Genomic DNA, 19,515 nt, shown 5'->3' with positions numbered 1-19,515 from the left:
AGCACGAAATTATGAACAATTTGTGAAAACCCTTTCCCTATCTGAAACCTTCTACCGTTTGAAGTTGTCTTTTATCTATTTATTCGCTATCATCATAAAGGCATAGATGCTTTTCACACCGGCAACAAATAAAGTGACAATTAACCTTCGGTGTAGGTAAAACATGGATTTCAGCCTTATTTGGCGATTGTTTATGTTTTTCTAACAAGCTCATGATTAGAAAAAGTAGGTGGCTCATAAAATGCAACAGAATCAAAGCAAATTACTGAAATGGATTGCTTTAGCTACAACAATCGGTATGTTGCTTATTCTTCTTGGAGGAGCCCTTGTTACAAAAACCGAAAGCGGTTTAGGCTGCGGTCGAAACTGGCCGGATTGTAATGGGTCCCTCATTCCAAAAGAAATAACAACAGAAGTTTTAATAGAATTCTCGCATCGTTTAGTAACGGGTTCAGTTTCAATACTTGTCCTGGCATTGGTTATTTGGACTTGGCGTAAACTTGGTTCCGTTCGTGAAGTAAAGTTTTTGGGTAGTATGGCTATCTTCTTCTTGATTGCTCAAGCATTGATCGGTGCTGCACAGGTCCTATGGGGCCAAGGGGATTTTATCCTTGCACTGCACTTTGGAATATCGCTCATATCATTTGCGAGTGTTTTGTTATTAGCTATGATTGTTTTCGAGGTTGATACAAAATTCGATGCCGATAAAGTTTATATAGGCAAAAAACTAAAATGGCATACATTAGGCGTTTCTTTATATTCATATATAGTCGTTTATACAGGTGCTTTGGTCCGACATACACAGTCGAGTTTAGTTTGCACCGATTGGCCATTTTGCAATAATGAAAGTCCGTTTGCCCTACCAAATAATATGTATGAATGGGTTCAAATGGGGCACAGATTTGCAGTACTATTGATTTTTATTTGGGTTACATATATTATGATCCATGCCATCAAGCATTATAAAAACCAGCGTGTTATTTATAAAGGGTGGATCATCGCATTCTTTATTTTGTTGGCACAGATGACAACGGGTATGTTGATTATCCTAACAAAGCTTAACTTGGTAGTGTCGTTATTGCACTCATTATTTATCTCGTGTTTGTTTGGTCTATTCTGCTATATGATATTGTTAATCTCACGCAGTAACTATAATGAGAAAAGCAATTAAACAACACAACTCGTCCATCCTAGACGAGTTGTGTTGTTTCTTTATAATCTTATAATGGTTTTTCCCCTACCCGAAGTGTATGGCAAGACGGGTTTTGGCTACTCTTTTTAATTTTTTCGGATGGAGAGTATACCAATCACTGATACGTTCTCAAGTGATGATCTCTCGATTCCGCCCCCAACTTAAAAGGAAATTCAGCTCAAAAAAAGGGCAACGGAGTTTTCCGTTGCCCATTCTACTATTCTAATTCTATCAATAAATCCCCAGTCGAAATAGCATCTCCAGCAGAAGCGTACACTTCCTTCACTATTCCATCCTTCGGTGCTTGCACAGTTGTTTCCATTTTCATGGCTTCTGTTATCAGCAAATGATCGCCACGTTTAACAGGGCTACCTTTTGATACAACCACTTTAAGTACTGTACCAGGCATTGTTGCACCAATCTGATTTGGATTGCTTGGATCTGCTTTTAATGATACGTTTCCATCTACTTCAACCGTCATATCCTGGATGACCAACTCGCGGGATTGACCGTTTAACTCGAAGTACATTATACGCGTTCCATCATGTTGCGGCTCACCAATCTCTATCAATTTAATAATTAAAGTCTTTCCTTTTTCGATTTCAACCTCAATCTCTTCACCTAGTTTTAATCCATAAAGGAAAGTTGGTGTATCCAATACCGAGATATCTCCGAATAGTTCCTGAGCTGTTGCATAATCCTCGAACACTTTAGGATAAAGGGCATATGCCAAAACGTCCTGATGCGACACTGGACGACCCAACTTATCCGCCAACGTTTTTTCGAGCTCTTCGAAGTTTACTGGCTCAAGCAATTCACCAGGTCTTACAGTAATCGCTTCTCTATCCTTTAAAATGACTCTTTGTAATTCTTGAGGGAATCCGCCTGGGATTTGGCCTAAATATCCTTGGAACAATTCCACTACTGAATCCGGGAAGTCGATGTTTAAGCCGCGTTCGAAAATATTTTCCTCATTCAGATCATTTTGCACCATGAACAATGCCATATCCCCTACAACTTTCGATGAAGGCGTTACTTTCACGATATCACCAAATAAGAGGTTAACTCGTGCATACATTTTTTTCACTTCATCCCAACGATCGCCTAAACCAACCGCTTTAGCCTGTTGTTGTAAATTGCTATACTGTCCACCTGGCATCTCATGAACATAAATTTCTGAATGTGGACTATTCATGCCACTTTCAAAGTCACTATAGAATGTACGGACATCTTGCCAATAAGTTGATAATTGCTCAAGTGCATCGATATCTGCACGAACTTCGCGTTTGCTGCCCTTCATCGCATAATACAATGAATTTGCACTTGGTTGTGAAGTCAAGCCTGACATTGAACCAAGAGCCGTATCTATAATATCAACACCTGCCTCTATGGCTCTCGCATAAGTATAGATACCATTTCCGCTTGTATCATGTGTATGAAGATGTATTGGCAAGTCTGTCGATTCTTTCAGTTCTGAAATTAAACGATAGGCAGCTTCCGGTTTTAAAAGCCCAGCCATATCTTTAATAGCTAAAATATGAGCGCCAGCGGCTTCTAATTCTTTCGCCATATCCTTGTAATATTGAACTGAATATTTCGCGCGTGAATCATCAAAAATATCGCCAGTGTAGCAAATTGCCGCTTCGGCTATTTTTCCTGTTTGACGCACTTCATCAATTGCAACTTCCATTCCTTTGATCCAGTTTAAACTATCGAATATTCTGAAAATATCAATTCCAGAAGTTGCTGATTCTTTAATAAATTCTCGAATTAAATTATCAGGGTAATTTTTGTACCCTACTGCATTTGCTCCACGCAGCAACATTTGGAATAAAACATTCGGCATTTGCTCACGCAACTTTTCAAGACGCGCCCATGGATCTTCTTTTAAAAATCGATACGCTACATCAAATGTTGCCCCACCCCATAATTCAAATGAGAAGAAGTCATTCAACATGCGGGCATTATAATCAGCAATCTGGTACATATCCTGTGAACGTACACGAGTTGCCAGCAGGGATTGGTGTGCATCACGGAAAGTTGTATCCGTCAGCAGCACTTCTTTTTGCGCCTTAACCCACTCAACCAGTCCTTGTGCACCACGCTCATCCAAAATTTGCTTCGTACCTGGCTGGATTTCGGTTTTTAAATCAAATTTCGGTTTATTTGGTTGGACCAAAATAGGTTTCGAACGTTTTTCGACACCTGGGAAACCATTCAATGTTACATTCCCTATATAGTTCAATATCTTTGTTCCTCTATCTTTACGGACAGGGAATTTGAACAATTCCGGTGTTGTATCGATAAAGCTTGTATCAAATTTCCCGGAAATAAAATGATCATGCAGTACAACATTTTCCAGGAACGGAATATTTGTTTTAACACCGCGAATACGGAATTCTCTTAAATTACGGTGCATTTTCGCGGATGCTTCTTTAAAAGTCATGCCCCACGTAGAAATCTTAACTAGCAGTGAATCGTAATAAGGTGTAACAACCGCTCCTTGGAAACCATTACCTGCATCCAGACGTACCCCAAACCCGCCACTTGAGCGGTAAACCATTAGTTTACCTGTATCCGGCATAAAGTCGTTCGCTGGATCTTCTGTCGTAACACGTGATTGGATTGCGTAACCGAAAAGCGGGATTTCATTTTGTTTTGGAATACCGATTTCCTCTGAGTGCAGAAGATGACCTTCAGCAATTTTAATTTGCGCATGAACGATATCAATTCCCGTAATCATTTCAGTAATGGTATGTTCTACCTGAATTCTTGGGTTTACTTCAATAAAGTAAAAATCTTCACCTGACACTAAAAACTCTACAGTACCTGCATTTATGTACGAAACATTTTGCATTAATTGTACAGCAGCATCACAGATTCGATTACGGAGCTCATTTGATATTGAATTGGATGGAGCAATTTCAACTACTTTTTGGTGCCTTCTTTGAATCGAGCAATCACGTTCGTAAAGGTGGACGATGTTTCCTGAAGCATCTCCCAGTATTTGCACTTCAATATGCTTTGGTTTAATGATTGCTTTTTCTACGTAGACATCATCTGAACCAAAAGCTGCTTTTGCTTCAGATTTTGCACGTTCATAGCTGGACGCCAGCTCCTCTTTGGAATGGACCAATCGCATTCCACGGCCTCCGCCGCCCAAAGCTGCTTTAATCATTAATGGATAGCCATGAGACTCCCCAAATTCCAATACTTCTTCCACACTGGAAACAGGGCCATCGCTTCCTGGGATAACCGGGATCTTTGCTTCAATTGCCTGTTCTCTTGCTTTTACCTTGTCACCAAACATGTCTAGATGAGCAGAAGTAGGGCCGATAAAGATAATGCCTTCCTCTTCGCAACGTCTGGCAAATTCAAGATTTTCCGATAAGAAACCATATCCAGGGTGAATGGCATCAACGTCCGCTCGCTTGGCGATTTCGATGATCCCTTCAATATCCAGGTAAGCATCAATCGGTTTTTTTCCTTCCCCGACTAGGTATGATTCATCCGATTTATAACGATGATATGAACCACTATCTTCCCTAGAGTAAATTGCTACAGTTTTAAGTTTCAATTCGTTACATGCACGAAAAATACGAATTGCAATTTCTCCCCGGTTTGCTACTAAAATTTTGTTAATTTTCCTCACAACGATTCCCCCTTATAACTTCTTCTCCAACTTGACATACATGGAAATATTGATTAATACTCCCATCGCAAAAGATAATAACAATATAGATGTTCCGCCATAACTGATAAATGGTAGCGTAACACCGGTTAACGGGATAAGTCCCGATAATCCCCCAAGGTTTATAAACGATTGAACAGCAATCCAACTACCGATTCCGGCCGCTATCATTCTAGCAAGCGGATCTTTCGTTTTCAGAGCAATAATCAGGGCTCTGAATATGATAAAACCTAAACCACCGAGCACAATAATCACGCCGAAAATGCCTAGTTCTTCGGCAATGATTGCCATGATAAAATCGGTTTGAGGTTCTGGAAGATAACCCAGTTTTTGAATCGATTGGCCCAAACCAACCCCTTCTAAACCGCCAGAACCTATTGCTATATATCCATTAATTATTTGATAACTGGAGCCGGTTTCATATTCAAAAGGGTTCAAAAATGATTTGATCCTGCCCATTCGGTTATCTGTAAGGATTTCGTTGCCTTTGACTAATATTATCAAGCCTATAAGTGCAGAACCAAAGCCTATCAATACGGTGAAAAACTTGACGAACTTCTTGAATTGTATACCGCTCGCAGCAACTACCCCCACCGCAATCCCGGATAGGATCAGTACAGCTCCCAAATCTGTTTCTGTTCCGACAAACAAGATAATTGCCAACCAAACGATAATTGGGTAAACAATATTGTTTGGCTCTAAATTTTCCATCGGGTTATTTAAACTTTTTCTATAAAAGGCACCAGCAAAATATAAGATTATAAATAATTTGGCAAATTCAGAGGGCTGGAAGTTTGTAACGCCAAACAAGTTGATCCAACTTTGCGCTCCCCCTACTTCCTCACCTTTAATTTTCACCCATATAAGGAGGATGAAGGTGATAAATAACAATATTTGCATGATTTTTTTGTTGCTGAAGTGTTTGTATGGAAAAAAAGCACCTACAAAAAATGCAAAAGCTGCCACGATTAAGTTGAACAGTTGCTTCCGATAGTAATATGTAGGAGTTCCATCTGCATCAACAATACTGACCATAATACTTGAGCTGTAAATCATAACAAGTCCAAATAGACATAAAAACAAATATGTAAAGAACAAAGGATAATCAAAATTCCTCACATAATAATTAAGATATTTTTTCATTTTCAATTCCCCATCTTATTTAGAAAACTGCTGATTGCTTGAAATCGCTTCATTTTCCCTTATGCAGATCAGACTATTTCGCCGTACTTATCTGTAAAAAAAACTCAAATCGCCAAGATGCGTTTGAGTTTTAAATTATTTGTTTGTATACGCTTCATGCAACAAGGAGAGCTCTTTTTCTAATGTATCTAGAATTTCTTTCCCTCGTTCACGGTCGATTAACCCAAGCTTTACAGCAAAATCAATCTCACGCGATAAGCCAAACATTTGAGTATCTAGAACTTCTTCATATAAAGGACATGATGGCATTGTTAAATGATCCATTTGAACTTTTATTAAACGTGCAATTTTATCTGCATCCTTAAGCAGTAATTCTAAAGCTTGTTCCTGGAAGGAAGCTTGTGATTTCGTATCCATGAGGACGCCCCCATCATTTGAATTTCTTCTATTCTATCTTATTAAAGTTTATCTTTTAGCCGGTAAAATTGCAAGTGTATACATGTGAAAAGGTAACTTTGATTTATATTTCTTTATTAATTACCATCAATCGCGTTATACTAAAATGGATATATAGATTTAGGGGGACTTTTGAAATGGAAAGTATTATACCGGTTAAAGGTGCAGTTAAATATAGAATCACTTTAGATCCCACTGTATGGATTTTTGATGATCGACGAATAGATTTGAAAACTTACTTCCTGGAAAAGCAGGAAGTTGAAGATGAGGACTTGAAGTACCTTTTAAATACAGGCAGACATTGGTCACGTGAAATCATGGAGGGTGCAACTTTTCCTCCTACGCTAAAAACAGAACGAAAGTTTGATCGTCAAGGAATGAAGACGGGCACTTTTGGAATGGAAATTAAACATTTCCTGAAAAATGCCGAACTGGAAGAAACGGCAAAACAAGTTGTCTTCGAATTGGCAGACGGGCAGGAAGTTGCTTTTTCCATTGACGAAGCAAATACACTTCTTTTCAAATTCAGCCAGGATGGCAAACCAATTACGGATGGCGGACCTGTACATCTTTTATATGCAGACGGTTCAAACGTTGATAATCCTATTAAAAATATTGAAGCCATTCGAATTGACTAATAGGAGGAAATTGTAGATGCGAGTCAAATGTGTGATTTGTGATGCTATCAATGAGCTTGATGATGATCTTCCTTTAGCTAAGAAATTGCGTAATCGGCCAATTCATACTTATATGTGCAAAGAATGCTACGGACGGATTGCCGAGAATACGGAAGGCAGACTAGCAACGGGGAATTTTCGTTTTTTCCGCACTTCGTCACCCATTGATGAAGATTTCTAATTTGAATGCATAAAATAAAATATCCTTGAACGGCTATAAATCGTTCAAGGATTTTATTTTTATTCATTTTTAATAAGCTTTCTTTCAAGCATTTCCACTAGTTGATACATAATTGTCGCAAACACTGCAATTATGAGCAAAGACATGAGAACCAGGTTGAAGTTAAATACTTGGAAACCGTAAATGATTAAATAACCAAGCCCTTTTGAAGACACCAGGAACTCCCCTACAATGACCCCAACCCATGATAAACCAACATTCACTTTCAATGTCGAAATGATTGTTGGGAAGGAGGATGGCAAAATCGCTTCCTTAAACATTTGAGACCGGGTAGCATTAAAGGTCTGCAGTACTTTCAAGTAATTGGCATCAACATTTTTAAAGGCTGTATAAATAACAATGGTTGAGATGATGACCGAAATAATTGCCCCCATCGTAATGATCGAGCCCATTCCCGGTCCCATCGCCACAATCAAAATCGGGCCAAGAGCAACTTTTGGCATAGAGTTTAGTATGACCAAGTATGGATCCAGCACTTTGGATAAAAATGGAGACCACCATAAAATTGCGGCTAATATTGTTCCCAGCAAGGTCCCAATAATAAATCCCAGTACCGTCTCAAACAATGTATAGCTAATATGGACTAAAATGGAACCATCAGCAATATTGTCTATAAGTAAAGTCGTTACTTTTGTAGGCGAGCTGAATATCAATGGATCAATCCAAGTGAGACGGGAGGCTATTTCCCATAACCCGAAAAATGCGATGAGGATCACCAATTGATAAAATCGAATCCATCTTTTTTCTTTTCGAAGAGATTGCAGAAATTGCTTGTGAAGTTTTTGATTATTCAAGACTCTCAAGCTCCTTCCATATCGTTTGGAATAGGGAGGAATAGCTTGAATGCGCCCTTGCTTCAAAAGGCGTCAGCACTCTTAATTCCTGTGGCACCTCAAACGTTTGATGCAGCCTGCCGGGACGGGCTGAAAATAGAAATATCCGATCACTCATGGCAATGGCTTCACCCAGATCATGTGTAACAAGTATAGCTGTTTTTCCATATTCTCTCAGTTTATTAGATACCAAATCTTCCAATTTTAATTTCGATTGGTAATCAAGTGCCGAAAAGGGTTCATCTAGTAACAGGATTTTCGGATCTACCGCTAGTGTTCTTGCCAAAGCTACCCTCTGACGCATTCCTCCCGATAATTCCGTTGGATACTTTTTCTCCACTGGTGGAAGACCGACGTCACTTAAAAGAGCAGAAGCGACATTTCCGTGGCCCTTCTTGCCGCCCTTAAGAAGCTTGAGCCCTAAAGTGATGTTTTCTTCTATCGTTTTCCACGGGAAGAGATAGTCTTGTTGCAGCATATACCCAATCGACAAATCCGTATTTCCATAAACCTCTTGATTTTCAATTTGAACAGAGCCAAAAGTCGGTTTAAAAAGACCTGCAATAATTGAGAGAAGCGTTGTTTTACCACAGCCACTCGGACCGATAAAGGAAACAAATTCCCCTTTACTTATTGATAGATTAATATCATTTAAAGCCTCCGTTGCTGTTTCTGTTGAAAAATACGTATGGTGGACGTTGCTGACTGTCAGGAAAGACATTTACTCCAAAACCTTCTCAGCAAAAGTCGTATCTACTAATTCGTTATAATCCATACGTTTTGGTAATTCTCCAGCTTCATCCATAATATCCTGCAGGTTATTCCACTCTTCTTCATCCAGTATTGGATCTTTCGCAAAGGATTCTTGTTCACGATATCGTTCAACCACGGTTGCAATCAGTTCAACTTCTGTATCCTCAAAGTAAGGATGGATCGCTTCTGCAACTTCCGATACGGAAGCTTCGTAAACAAAGTCCTGAGCCTTCTTCAATGCTCTTGTGAATTTCTCAATTGTTTCTGGATCTTCTTTCAAAAAACTATCCTTTGCCATGAAAACTGTGTAAGGTAGATGACCTGACTCTGTACCGAACGAAGCAACGATGTGCCCGATTCCCTCTTCTTCAAAAACACTTGCAGTTGGTTCGAATAATTGAACGAAATCACCCGTCCCGGAAGCAAATGCTGTTGAAATATTAGCAAAATCAATATTTTGAATCAGCTCTAAATCTGCTTGTGGATCAATGCCGTGTTTTTTCAGAACAAATTCACCAGCCATTTGAGGCATTCCACCTTTCCTCTGACCAAGGAACGTTGAACCTTCAAGCATATCCCACGAAAAATCTGCAATCTCTTCTCGTGCAACCAAGAAAGTGCCGTCCGTTTGAGTCAACTGAGCAAAGTTTTTTATCGGATCATTTGCTCCTTGTGCAGACACATAAATAGATGTTTCCGAACCGACAAGGGCTATATCAATACCACCGGACAACAAAGCGGTCATCGTTTTGTCACCACCCGCGACTGTAGATAATTCTATATTTAACCCTTCTTCTTCAAAGAACCCTTGGGTAATGGCTACATATTGAGGTGCGTAGAAAATGGAGCGAGTAACTTCACCGACTTTGACAGTTTGAAGCTCCTCTGAATCATTGCATGCTGCAATAAAAAGAACCATCATACTTGTTATAAAAATCAACAGACTAGACTTCACCCGTTTTTTCAATGCTCCAACCTCCCTTTAACATACTGTTTATCAAGAGTAGAGTATGCTTTGGAAGAAAAATGTGTGATTACCTAGTGGAGCGTCTTGTTAAGCGGTCAATTGAAAATTAAATAGAATCAAATGTGTTTTTTTCAATTTTTCTGCTATCGTTCCCAAAGGAGAACTGTTTATTAACCTTCTCTCAACAGAAAAAGAGGTAGTCCCCAAAGTTGTTTGTAAGAACAACCTTTTGGGTCTACCTCTTGATTAGCAATTTGTTAAGATGCTGCTCGTTTTTCTTCTCTTTTTTCACGCCATAAACGTGTTTTATAAAGAATCAAAATTAGCGCTGCAACAATTAAACCTTCAATCATTGGCAAGAAAAGTGCTAAAAACGTCAAAACGATACATCCTATAAATAGGAAAATATAAATAATAATATTTTGTATTAATTTCAAATCATTTTTAGCAAATCCAAGCTTATAAACAATCGCCGAAAGGATAAATATCAACAAAAATGTAATATAACCGGCTACTGCATAGCTTGGCAGATTTTCATAAAGATATCGAGTTATACCTGACATACGTCCGAATACAAAGGCTGTTTCACCTGTACTCGCAGGTGCGGATGCTTGAATAAAATTCAATGTCCCAAACAAGTTCAACTTAAACAACACCTTTCACAATCTGAGCAAAAAACAAACTATTATCGTTCAGCGAATTTTTTCTTTTTCGCTTGTTTTTCACGTTCGTTTTTATCTAGAACTTGTTTACGTAAACGGATAGATTCAGGTGTTACTTCTAGGTACTCATCTTCATCTAAAAATTCTAGTGCTTCTTCAAGCGTTAAAATACGAGGACGCTTAATCACGTTCGTAGCGTCTTTAGTTGCTGAACGTACATTTGTTTTTTGTTTCATTTTTGTAATATTAACAGTGATATCATTATCACGGTTATTTTCACCAACAATCATACCTTCGTAAATTTCAGTACCTGGCTCAACAAATAATGTACCACGGTCCTCAATTTGCATCATACCATAAGTTGTTGATTTACCTGTTTCCATCGAGACAAGCGCCCCTTGGTGACGGCCACCAACACGGCCTGCAACGACAGGTTGATAAGAATCAAATGTATGGTTAATAATACCGAAACCTTTTGTCAGAGACATGAATTCAGTTGTATAGCCAATTAATCCACGTGCTGGAACCATGAAGATTAAACGAACTTGTCCATTGCCTTCATTGATCATATCCAACATTTCACCTTTACGGTTACCAAGTGATTCGATGATTGAACCTACGCTGTCTTCGGGTACATCGATTTGCACACGTTCGATTGGTTCACATTTCACTCCGTCGATTTCACGGATAATTACTTGTGGTTTCGATACTTGCAATTCATAGCCTTCGCGACGCATGTTTTCGATCAGGATTGATAAGTGAAGCTCTCCACGACCAGAAACAATCCAAGCATCCGGTGAATCTGTATCTTCTACACGTAGGGATACGTCTGTTTGTAATTGTGAGCGAAGACGTTCTTCAATTTTTCTTGAAGTAATCCATTTTCCTTCACGACCCGCAAACGGTGAATTGTTTACTAGGAAAGTCATTTGTAAAGTTGGTTCATCAATACGTAATGGTGTTAACGCTTCTTGATGCTCAACAGGACATACTGTTTCTCCGACATTGATTTCTTCCATCCCAGAAACGGCAATTAAATCACCAGAGTATGCTTCTTGGATTTCTTCACGTTTTAAACCGAAGAAACCAAATATTTTTGTTACACGGAAATTCTTCACAGTGCCATCAAGTTTCATTAAAGCTACTTGTTGACCAACGTGGATTTTTCCGCGGAATACACGGCCAATTCCGATACGACCAACAAAGTCGTTATAGTCAAGTAAAGCTACTTGGAATTGTAATGGTTCTTCAGTTGTATCTTCAGGTGCAGGAATATGCTCGATAATCGATTCGAATAAGCATTTCATGTTTTCTTCTTGGTCTGCCGGGTTCGAGCTAAGAGAAGCAGTACCGTTAACACCAGAAGCAAAAACTACAGGGAATTCCAATTGTTCTTCATCAGCGCCTAATTCGATTAGCAAGTCAATCACTTCATCTACCACTTCTTCTGGACGCGCAGAATCTTTATCTACTTTGTTTACTACTACGATAGGCGTTAATTTTTGTTCAAGAGCTTTTTTCAATACGAAACGAGTTTGAGGCATACAACCTTCATATGCATCGACAACTAGTAAAACGCCGTCTACCATTTTCAAAATTCGTTCTACTTCTCCACCGAAATCGGCATGCCCAGGTGTATCAAGAATATTGATTCTTGTTCCTTCATAGTTTACAGCTGTATTTTTAGCAAGGATGGTAATCCCGCGTTCACGTTCGATATCATTTGAGTCCATTGCACGTTCTTCAACATGTTCATTAGTACGGAAAGTACCTGATTGTTTTAACAATTGGTCAACTAGAGTTGTTTTCCCATGGTCAACGTGTGCGATAATTGCGATATTGCGTAAATCTTCGCGTAACTTTGTCATTATTCCACTCCATATTCTTTTTTCATATGATTAACTGTGTTATTATAGCACAAGAAGTTCATATTGTCTTTTCATGTTTTTTTACAATTCGACAATAATATAAATAAATCTGTTTTTACGTACATATTAAGGAGGAATATTTTCATGAATAAAGCGAAAGCAGTCATGTTTATTTTTGCAGTAGCCGCGATGTTATCCATGATTTCAATCGGATATGCAATTGCAGCAAAAACAATCCTCGGAGCATTCGCAGGAATTGTAGCTTTATGCGCTGTCATGTTCATCGGTTTTAAGATCAAACGTAAATTCCGTGAACAAGGGTTGTTATAACCTATACACATAGCCTGCCACATGAGTCTGAATTAATTCGTCTTTAAAACACGAATTTGTTGAATGATACAATTCGACAAATTCGTGTTTTTTCACATAAGAATACAACTCACCAAAGGGTACGGCAAGAAATGACACTTCCAACTAAAATTCCCCAAACTATATTGTGATCACTTTTCTTCAATATAATGATCCAAGATTCTCTGGTGAATGGAAGGGTTGGCAATAATAAATGTATCCTGGGACATTAAATTGCAAGGTTGTCCCTTAAAATTTGTGGCTATAGCCCCCACCTCACGAGCAATAATTGTTCCACCTCCGATATCCCAAGGAGATAATCTCATGGATATATATGCATCCAGCTTTCCACTGACAACAAATGCGATTTCCATTGCGGCCGAACCATAGGAACGTGTACCTCTTACTTTTTGAACTAATTCAGTCATTTTCTCATGATTCACGCGCTTATTCGGCGTCACCCAACTCGCATTGATGCCGATTACAGCTTCTTCTAATGGCAAGGGTTGCAACCTTCTTAATGGAGTGTCATTATACCATGCCCCCTGTCCTTCCATGGCAAAGAACATATCCTCTCTCATCACATCATATATGTACCCAAGTTTTCCTACACCATCAACAAAAAAACCAATCGTAATCATGAAATGACGATGTTGCTTTACAAAATTCATCGTCCCATCTATCGGATCAATAAGCCAGACTGCACCTTCCAGCGAGTCGATGCCTTCACCCATGCCCTCTTCGCCCAATATTTTGTGACTGGAATCAAAGGCTTTTATTTGTTCGATAAAGAAAACTTCCGTTTCTCGGTCGATATTCGTCACCAGATCATTCGCATCTGCTTTTGTCTCCACTTTAATATCATGGGAAAAAGCATCCCTAATGCGTTTTCCTGCTTCAATAATAATTCCCTTGGCAAACTTGTCAACTTCATGTAAATCCATAGAATCCCCACTTTCTTAGAACAATCCCTATCAGTCATTTACCCCCATCCATCAAAAAGACAACACTTAGAGGATCGCTTAGTATTCCAAAAATTCCATCTTTATCCTTAGTATAACAAAAATCACTTGCAGTCAAAATGAGAGCAAGTGATTTTTAATAAAATATTAAGTTGTTATACATATGCGTGGAGACCATCTAATTCATCCTGTATTTCCTTAAGTCGTTTTTTGCTTTTATCCATTTCTTTTTCATCCTTATCCTGCATTGCGACGTATAATGAGGCTAACTCATAGTCGAGCTCCAGACGCAAAACTTGTTCGTATTGCTTTTCAATGTCAACTTTACGTATAATTTTAATCATCTGTTTCATAGTAAATCACTTCCCTTTCATTTTATAAGATTTAGTCTCATGTAATGGTTTGTTACAAAATTTTTCCCAAAAAGCTGATAAAATAAACATGTAAATCAAGAGGGGGCACAAATAAATGAACAAAATCAAATGGACAAACAAAGACTTTGAAGTGTTTGAAATTGATGGTTTGGAACAACGAATGGAAGCTCTGACAACAGTTGTTCGTCCAAAGTTCCAAGAATTGGGTGAAATGTTTTCAAGCTATTTTAGCGCTAAGACTGGGGATGAGTTTTTCCCACATGTTGCAAAGCATGCTAGAAGAACGATAAATCCACCTAAAGATTCCTGGGTTGCATTTGCTCCTTATAAGCGTGGTTATAAATCTCTTCCTCATTTTCAAATTGGGCTTTGGAATACACATTTATTCATAATTGTGGCAATTATTTATGAAGCACCACAAAAATCCGAGATGGCAACCCGCTTATTGGATGCTTTGCACCTGTTTGACGAGTTGCCCGACTCATTTATCCTTTCAGGCGATCATATGTCACAAGACTCAATACCTTTAAAAACAGGGAGTGAAGAACAGCTGGAAGAATTATTGGTCCGATTAAGGGATGTTAAGAAAGGCGAGTTTCTAGTTGGCCGACACATTCCAAAGGAAGAGGCGGTCAAACTTTCGTCGGAACAATTTTTGCAGCTGACAGAAGAAACATTCGAATCATTAATACCGGTTTATAACACGATTATTGGGAAATAGTAACATCTACACCTTGAAGACAAAAGTTATCTTTTTAACTTTTGTCTTTTCAAATAAACGTTTTAACTGTCGGCCTTTTAATTTAAATCGAGCAGAAAGCAAAACTGGAGCGACTGCTTCGTTTTTGGTGTGTTGTATCATTAATATGCACAAGATACTGACAAACATTACATATTTCTACTATTTCTTTTTATTTTCCAACGTTTTATTTCAGTGAATCATCATTTTCATCCAACGCAACTTTTCCCCTTATTGTCCATCTTCATTTTCCATCTCCCAGGCGGTAACATTTCACCGTATGAATTTACTAAACACGACCTAAAGGATTAATTATGTTGAAAAAGGGGTATAGTCATTGGACTTATTTTGACAACTTCAAGGAGTGTATATAAATGAAACTTCATAACGGAACTTTATATTGGCCAAACACAAATTCTATTGAATTTTCTGTAGAATCCCCCGAACTACCTAAAAAACAATATGATGCCATTGTCGTCGGAGGTGGAATATCGGGCTGTTTGACTGCTTATAAGTTAATGAAAGAAGGCCTTTCCGTGGCGATTTTAGAAAAAGGGAAATTTGGTTTCGGTAGTACTGCTGCAAGTACGGGTTTATTGCACTACTCAAATGATATTATGCTCTCCGAACTAATCCAGCAAATCGGGGAAAAGGAAGCTATCCGTTTTTATCAATTATGCTATCAAGCTTTGGATGATATAGAGAATATAGTGAATGAGCTGCCGCACGATGTTGACTTCGTACGCAGGCCTAGTATCCGCTATGCCAGCGATGAAACCGATGTCAATAAACTGCGTAACGAATACGAGACGTTGTATATGAATCATTTTCCATGCGAATTCTGGGATGAGTCGACGCTGTCGTTCTATATGCCTTTTAAAAAGCCGGCTGCATTGGTCACTTTTCGTGATGCAGAAATCAATCCCTTGAAATTCATTACAAATTTATTGATATATTTACAGGATAGAGGAGTTGATTTATTCGAGGGGACAGTTGTTACCGAATCTTCGTATGACAATCAGCTTGTTCAGCTAAAAACTACAACTCATCTATTCCAAGCCAAAGATGTAGTATATACAATCGGCTGTGAAGAAAACGAAAATGCAAAGAAAGATGATGTCATTTTTAACCGATCTTACGTTATGGTAACAAAGCCTGTACAGTCTAATACACAATGGCATGAGAAGGCGATGATTTGGGAAACAAAGAGAGCTTATCTGTATTTACGTACAACGCCGGAAGGAGGCATAATGGCAGGAGGAATGGATGAGCATATATCGGAAGCGCCTGTGGATGAAAGGGTTGTTGAGAAATGTGCCCTGAAGCTATTAAAACAAGTACAGTCACTTTTCCCCCATTTGGAACTCGAAGTTGATTGCTGCTATGCTTCAACCATTGCCGAATCCAAAGACCAATTGCCTTTTATCGGGGCACATCCGACAAAGCCGCATCATTATTACTTACACGGATATGGTGGAAATGGTACCGTGTATAGTGCATTAGGTTCCAATATCATCAGCGATCTTATTGCCGGAAGAAAAAATGAAGACGCCAATATCGTAGCGCCTATAAGAAAAGAAAAGATGGACAAGTTGCCATTCTCCTCAATAGCCTAAAACTCAAAAATGCACTTTATGTTAAAAGAGGCATCCAATAAGAGAGGGCGATATCCAACGAACATTTCTTTAATGCTCGTTGGATATCACCCTCAAAGTATTTACATTTTAATCAGTTGACCGTCTTCTTGCTCTTTTGTTAATTTCACAACTTTGTAGCTGACATAGCCACTTGCTTCTTCAAACTCGCGAAAAACCGTTTTTTCCTCTGCCTGAGAGGGCACAATCTCCTTAAAACGACGATACCTAGAAAGCATATCCTCTCTTTTTATTCCTTTTTCATATGCCTGCTCCACGCCTTCAAAAAATCGGACAACATCAATAATTTCTGTTGTTGACCAATCTGGTGAAAATGGATATGAGTATTCCATAGAAAAACCTACCTTCTTAATTTAATGTCCCCATTTTACTCTGATAGCTTCAGCTTCTGCAACCATTCGGCCAATTAACTCCTTTACTGTTGGAACATCTTCGATCATTCCAGTTACTTGACCAGCCCAACCAAAACCACTATCCTGATCGCCATCATAAATAAAATTTTTATTGGCCTCCCCACTTATAAAATCCTTTAATGCTTCATAAGTAGGGGTGACCTTTTCAATTTCTAATATTTTTTCTGTAAAGTCATTTTTTATGCATCTGGCAGGAGCACCAATAGAGCGCTTAATAATCGTAGTGTCTGTTTCTGTACTACTTAATAAGCTTTTAATGTATTCAGGTGAAGCGTGTACACATTCCTTCGTCGCTATAAATCTGGTACCCATTTCTATTCCTTCTGCACCTAATGCATGAGCTGCCATCCAACCACGGCCATCCCCAATACCTCCCGAGGCAATTACCGGAATGGAAACGCTATCTACAACCCGGGGCACCAGCACCATTGTACCGACATCATCGCGACCCAAATGCCCCCCACCTTCTTGGCCAACTACCATTACAGCATCCGCTCCAAGTTCTTCTGCTTTTTGAGCCTGGCGTCTGGCAGCAACCAAAACTAATTTTTTAATACTTGTCCCTTCCAGCATATCAAAGATTGGTGCAGGATTCCCCCCTGTCATTGAAATGACCGGCACATTCTCTTCAATTGCAACTTTAACCATCGCCTCATATCCTTTGCCATGCATACCTATTGCAAAATTCACTCCAAAAGGTTGATCTGTCTTCTCACGAACCTTATGTATTTCTTCTCTTAACAACTGTGGTGATTGCAGACTCATCGCCGTGATTTGGCCCAAACCACCCGCATTAGACACCGCCGCCGCCAGATCTGAATAAGCTAAATAGGCAAGTCCTCCCTGAATGATTGGATACTTCACTCCTAGTAATCTTGAAATTCTTGTTTCCCAATTCATTTGTCCATCCCCTTTTTTTAACCTTTATATTAATTACTTCTCTTTGCCAGAAAAAAAACCTTTTATTTTTGTAGTCATGAAGTACAATAGATGCTATAATTCTTTTTGTTTTCAAAATTATATAAAGCGAGGTGGTACCTGCGTTGTCACAGTTAGAGACTCCATTGTTCGACGTATTACTCAAACATCGAAACAGACATCCAATACAATTTCATATTCCAGGACATAAAAAAGGTCAAGGAATGGACCCTGCTTTTCGTGAGTTCGTCGGCGACAACGTTTTATCAATTGATTTAATCAATATTGCTCCACTAGATGACTTACATTCACCAAAAGGCGCGATTAAAGAAGCACAAAACTTAGCAGCTGAAGCCTTTGGTGCTGATCATACATTCTTTTCCGTTCAAGGTACTAGTGGCGCCATCATGACGATGATATTATCCGTCGTCAGTCCAGGTGATAAAATATTGGTACCACGGAATGTTCATAAATCAACAATGTCTGCGATTGTTCTATCTGGTGCTATTCCAATTTTTATCCATCCTGAAGTTGATGAAGAATATGGAATCGCACATGGTATTTCTGCAGAATCAGTAGAAAAAGCATTAAAAACATATCCTGATGCAAAAGCTATGCTTGTCATTAACCCTACATATTTCGGGTTTGCAACAGACTTAAAACGAATCGTTGATATCGTCCATTCACACAACATCCCTGTCATTGTAGATGAGGCGCATGGTGTTCATATTAAATTCCATGATGAACTCCCTTTGTCCGCTATGCAGGCAGGTGCTGATATGGCTGCTACAAGTGTTCACAAGCTTGGTGGTTCGATGACACAAAGTTCAGTGTTAAATGTACGTGAAGGGCTCGTTTCAGTCAATCGAGTACAATCTGTATTATCGATGTTAACTACTACATCAACATCCTACCCAATTTTGGCATCCCTAGACTGTGCAAGACGTCAATTGGCGGTTCATGGACATGATTTGATTGATGAGTCCATTCGCCTAGCGAAGGATGCAAGAAAACGAATCAATAAAATTCCTCATTTGAAAGTGGCTGGAAGAGAGAAACTTCACTCATCCGCAACATATGATATGGATCCTACAAAAATCCTTATCAGTGTAAAAGATTTGGGAATTACAGGTCATGAAGCTGAAGAATGGTTGCGTGAAAATGCCAACATTGAAGTAGAATTATCCGACCTTTATAATATCCTTTGCCTAGTTACATTAGGAGATTCTAAAAAGGAAATCAATCTGCTCGTGAATGCACTGCAAAGAATGTCCCAAACATTCGAATCAGAAGCGTTTCAAAAAGAAACAATCGTTAATGTACCGGATATTCCCGCATTAGCAATGACACCAAGAGATGCTTTCTATGCTAGTACAGAAGTAATGCCGTTAGAAGACTCGGTTGGGTATATTTGCGCAGAATTCATCATGGTATATCCGCCGGGTATCCCGATATTCATTCCCGGGGAAATAATTACTCAAGATATCATCGATTATATTAAAACGAATATCGAAGCTGGACTTCCTGTTCAAGGTCCAGAAGATTTAACTCTTAAAACAATTCGCGTGATAAAAGAGCGTATGCCAATCATCTAATATGCTATCATTCGACATTTAAAAACAC

The 19,515-nt window shown here is 38.9% G+C and carries 19 protein-coding genes; 7 read left to right on the top strand and 12 right to left on the bottom strand.

Annotated features, from left to right (window positions below; translation table 11 throughout):
* Positions 1–241 precede the first annotated feature (241 nt).
* A complete protein-coding gene (locus CD33_RS16520; protein WP_036202657.1) occupies positions 242–1,171 on the top strand; it encodes a COX15/CtaA family protein in 930 nt (309 codons plus the stop codon).
* A gap of 238 nt (positions 1,172–1,409) precedes the next feature.
* Here the strand turns inward: CD33_RS16520 and pyc are convergent, their stop codons facing one another.
* From pyc to CD33_RS16505, 3 genes are all read right to left on the bottom strand, one after another.
* Positions 1,410–4,844, bottom strand: coding sequence for a pyruvate carboxylase (gene pyc / locus CD33_RS16515; RefSeq protein ID WP_036202655.1), 3,435 nt, complete (start codon positions 4,842–4,844; stop codon positions 1,410–1,412).
* A gap of 12 nt (positions 4,845–4,856) precedes the next feature.
* On the bottom strand, positions 4,857–6,026 hold the full coding sequence (locus tag CD33_RS16510) for an FtsW/RodA/SpoVE family cell cycle protein (RefSeq protein ID WP_036202651.1): 1,170 nt from the start codon (positions 6,024–6,026) through the stop codon (positions 4,857–4,859).
* A 135-nt stretch (positions 6,027–6,161) separates the two neighbouring features.
* Positions 6,162–6,443 (bottom strand): Fpa/YlaN family protein, encoded by a 282-nt coding sequence (locus CD33_RS16505; protein ID WP_036202648.1) that lies wholly within the window; start codon positions 6,441–6,443, stop codon positions 6,162–6,164.
* 176 nt (positions 6,444–6,619) lie between these two features.
* On the opposite strand from CD33_RS16505, the gene CD33_RS16500 reads away from it, so the two are divergent.
* Together CD33_RS16500 and CD33_RS16495 are read left to right on the top strand one after the other, a co-directional pair.
* The gene (locus CD33_RS16500) at positions 6,620–7,120 is read left to right on the top strand and encodes a hypothetical protein (RefSeq protein ID WP_036202645.1); all 501 of its coding nucleotides are present in this window, start codon (positions 6,620–6,622) and stop codon (positions 7,118–7,120) included.
* Between the two features lie 16 nt (positions 7,121–7,136).
* Positions 7,137–7,340, top strand: a complete 204-nt coding sequence (locus CD33_RS16495; protein ID WP_036202643.1) for a YlaI family protein — start codon at positions 7,137–7,139, stop codon at positions 7,338–7,340.
* 59 nt (positions 7,341–7,399) lie between these two features.
* Here the strand turns inward: CD33_RS16495 and CD33_RS16490 are convergent, their stop codons facing one another.
* The 5 genes from CD33_RS16490 to typA form a co-directional block, all read right to left on the bottom strand.
* On the bottom strand, positions 7,400–8,194 hold the full coding sequence (locus tag CD33_RS16490) for an ABC transporter permease (protein ID WP_084591398.1): 795 nt from the start codon (positions 8,192–8,194) through the stop codon (positions 7,400–7,402).
* Entirely contained in the window at positions 8,187–8,954 is a 768-nt protein-coding gene (locus CD33_RS16485; RefSeq protein ID WP_036202639.1) for an ABC transporter ATP-binding protein, read from the bottom strand. Before CD33_RS16485 ends, CD33_RS16490 begins: the two co-directional genes overlap by 8 nt.
* On the bottom strand, positions 8,955–9,908 hold the full coding sequence (locus CD33_RS16480; protein WP_176400051.1) for an ABC transporter substrate-binding protein: 954 nt from the start codon (positions 9,906–9,908) through the stop codon (positions 8,955–8,957).
* A 302-nt stretch (positions 9,909–10,210) separates the two neighbouring features.
* The gene (locus CD33_RS16475; protein ID WP_088291727.1) at positions 10,211–10,516 is read right to left on the bottom strand and encodes a YlaH-like family protein; all 306 of its coding nucleotides are present in this window, start codon (positions 10,514–10,516) and stop codon (positions 10,211–10,213) included.
* 122 nt (positions 10,517–10,638) lie between these two features.
* Entirely contained in the window at positions 10,639–12,483 is a 1,845-nt protein-coding gene (typA, locus tag CD33_RS16470; protein WP_036202634.1) for a translational GTPase TypA, read from the bottom strand.
* Between the two features lie 144 nt (positions 12,484–12,627).
* Between typA and CD33_RS16465 the strand changes: the two genes are divergently transcribed.
* Positions 12,628–12,813 (top strand): DUF5325 family protein, encoded by a 186-nt coding sequence (locus tag CD33_RS16465; protein WP_036202632.1) that lies wholly within the window; start codon positions 12,628–12,630, stop codon positions 12,811–12,813.
* Between the two features lie 170 nt (positions 12,814–12,983).
* On the opposite strand, the gene CD33_RS16460 is transcribed toward CD33_RS16465, so the two are convergent.
* Together CD33_RS16460 and CD33_RS16455 are read right to left on the bottom strand one after the other, a co-directional pair.
* Positions 12,984–13,775, bottom strand: coding sequence for an inositol monophosphatase family protein (locus CD33_RS16460; protein ID WP_036202629.1), 792 nt, complete (start codon positions 13,773–13,775; stop codon positions 12,984–12,986).
* Positions 13,776–13,948: 173 nt separating this feature from the next.
* Positions 13,949–14,146 carry a YkzI domain-containing protein gene (locus tag CD33_RS16455; protein ID WP_036202626.1) on the bottom strand — a complete coding sequence of 66 codons (198 nt, stop codon included), beginning with the start codon at positions 14,144–14,146 and terminating at the stop codon, positions 13,949–13,951.
* A gap of 115 nt (positions 14,147–14,261) precedes the next feature.
* Here CD33_RS16455 and CD33_RS16450 point away from each other — a divergent pair, with 115 nt between their 5' ends.
* Both CD33_RS16450 and CD33_RS16445 read left to right on the top strand, forming a co-directional pair.
* Complete coding sequence (locus CD33_RS16450) at positions 14,262–14,888, top strand: YktB family protein (protein ID WP_036202624.1); 627 nt, start codon at positions 14,262–14,264, stop codon at positions 14,886–14,888.
* A gap of 392 nt (positions 14,889–15,280) precedes the next feature.
* A complete protein-coding gene (locus CD33_RS16445) occupies positions 15,281–16,522 on the top strand; it encodes an NAD(P)/FAD-dependent oxidoreductase (RefSeq protein WP_036202622.1) in 1,242 nt (413 codons plus the stop codon).
* 101 nt (positions 16,523–16,623) lie between these two features.
* Here CD33_RS16445 and CD33_RS16440 read toward each other — a convergent pair whose 3' ends face one another.
* Together CD33_RS16440 and CD33_RS16435 are read right to left on the bottom strand one after the other, a co-directional pair.
* The gene (locus CD33_RS16440) at positions 16,624–16,893 is read right to left on the bottom strand and encodes a UPF0223 family protein (RefSeq protein WP_036202620.1); all 270 of its coding nucleotides are present in this window, start codon (positions 16,891–16,893) and stop codon (positions 16,624–16,626) included.
* 21 nt (positions 16,894–16,914) lie between these two features.
* A complete protein-coding gene (locus CD33_RS16435; RefSeq protein ID WP_036202618.1) occupies positions 16,915–17,874 on the bottom strand; it encodes an NAD(P)H-dependent flavin oxidoreductase in 960 nt (319 codons plus the stop codon).
* Between the two features lie 143 nt (positions 17,875–18,017).
* Between CD33_RS16435 and CD33_RS16430 the strand changes: the two genes are divergently transcribed.
* Positions 18,018–19,487, top strand: coding sequence for an aminotransferase class I/II-fold pyridoxal phosphate-dependent enzyme (locus CD33_RS16430; protein WP_036202615.1), 1,470 nt, complete (start codon positions 18,018–18,020; stop codon positions 19,485–19,487).
* Positions 19,488–19,515: the final 28 nt, after the last annotated feature.

The sequence above is a fragment of the Ureibacillus sinduriensis BLB-1 = JCM 15800 genome, from assembly GCF_000772955.1.
GTDB lineage: Bacteria > Bacillota > Bacilli > Bacillales_A > Planococcaceae > Ureibacillus > Ureibacillus sinduriensis.
This window is presented reverse-complemented; position numbering and strand designations above follow the sequence as displayed.

Coding starts and splice junctions, on each gene's coding strand:
- CD33_RS16520 (WP_036202657.1), top strand. CDS start 242: ATGCAACAGAATCAAAGCAAATTACTGAAATGGATTGCTTTAGCTACA.
- CD33_RS16510 (WP_036202651.1), bottom strand. CDS start 6,026: ATGAAAAAATATCTTAATTATTATGTGAGGAATTTTGATTATCCTTTG.
- CD33_RS16505 (WP_036202648.1), bottom strand. CDS start 6,443: ATGGATACGAAATCACAAGCTTCCTTCCAGGAACAAGCTTTAGAATTA.
- CD33_RS16500 (WP_036202645.1), top strand. CDS start 6,620: ATGGAAAGTATTATACCGGTTAAAGGTGCAGTTAAATATAGAATCACT.
- CD33_RS16495 (WP_036202643.1), top strand. CDS start 7,137: ATGCGAGTCAAATGTGTGATTTGTGATGCTATCAATGAGCTTGATGAT.
- CD33_RS16485 (WP_036202639.1), bottom strand. CDS start 8,954: ATGTCTTTCCTGACAGTCAGCAACGTCCACCATACGTATTTTTCAACA.
- CD33_RS16480 (WP_176400051.1), bottom strand. CDS start 9,908: ATGATGGTTCTTTTTATTGCAGCATGCAATGATTCAGAGGAGCTTCAA.
- CD33_RS16475 (WP_088291727.1), bottom strand. CDS start 10,516: ATGTCAGGTATAACTCGATATCTTTATGAAAATCTGCCAAGCTATGCA.
- typA (WP_036202634.1), bottom strand. CDS start 12,483: ATGACAAAGTTACGCGAAGATTTACGCAATATCGCAATTATCGCACAC.
- CD33_RS16465 (WP_036202632.1), top strand. CDS start 12,628: ATGAATAAAGCGAAAGCAGTCATGTTTATTTTTGCAGTAGCCGCGATG.
- CD33_RS16460 (WP_036202629.1), bottom strand. CDS start 13,775: ATGGATTTACATGAAGTTGACAAGTTTGCCAAGGGAATTATTATTGAA.
- CD33_RS16455 (WP_036202626.1), bottom strand. CDS start 14,146: ATGAAACAGATGATTAAAATTATACGTAAAGTTGACATTGAAAAGCAA.
- CD33_RS16450 (WP_036202624.1), top strand. CDS start 14,262: ATGAACAAAATCAAATGGACAAACAAAGACTTTGAAGTGTTTGAAATT.
- CD33_RS16445 (WP_036202622.1), top strand. CDS start 15,281: ATGAAACTTCATAACGGAACTTTATATTGGCCAAACACAAATTCTATT.
- CD33_RS16440 (WP_036202620.1), bottom strand. CDS start 16,893: ATGGAATACTCATATCCATTTTCACCAGATTGGTCAACAACAGAAATT.
- CD33_RS16435 (WP_036202618.1), bottom strand. CDS start 17,874: ATGAATTGGGAAACAAGAATTTCAAGATTACTAGGAGTGAAGTATCCA.